General features: G+C 25.5%; 1 protein-coding gene. It reads left to right on the forward strand.

Going from position 1 to position 474, the window contains the following annotated elements; all coding sequences use genetic code 11:
• The first annotated feature begins 210 nt into the window (after positions 1 to 210).
• The gene (locus tag B5P40_RS31840) at positions 211 to 402 is read left to right on the forward strand and encodes a hypothetical protein (protein WP_000887514.1); all 192 of its coding nucleotides are present in this window, start codon (positions 211 to 213) and stop codon (positions 400 to 402) included.
• Positions 403 to 474 lie beyond the last annotated feature (72 nt).

Here is a 474-nt window from a genome sequence, read left to right on the forward strand (position 1 = left end):
TGTTGGTTTGAAATAAAGTCACGATGTTTTGAAAAAAGATGCGATGTTTATAATAAAGTCGCGACGTTTTGAAAAAAGTTGTTGTTAAAGATGGTGTGAATTGGAATTTTACTCCATCTTTTCTTTTTAATTTTGTATAATGAAAATAACGATATTTATATATTTTTATATATTTTTATATTAAACAATTAAGCAGGAGGAATAAATAATATGTTAGATACACTAATAAATCATTTTAAAGATGTAAATTTAGTATGTTCACAATGTGGTAAAACAATTGAACGTGGTGAACGATTTGCAGTTTCTTTAGTATTATCCGAAGACAAAAATATGCCTGTTGGACAATTAGATAAAGTATTAGCTAAGATAGCAAACGAAATTTTATGTAGTAAATGTAAATAATACTGAACAGGGAGCTAATCTTCACTATTTGCTTGTCAAACTTAATAACAAAAATAAATAGCTCAAAAAAAT

This window comes from Bacillus sp. SRB_8 (genome assembly GCF_003264205.1).
Taxonomy (GTDB): domain Bacteria; phylum Bacillota; class Bacilli; order Bacillales; family Bacillaceae_G; genus Bacillus_A; species Bacillus_A mycoides.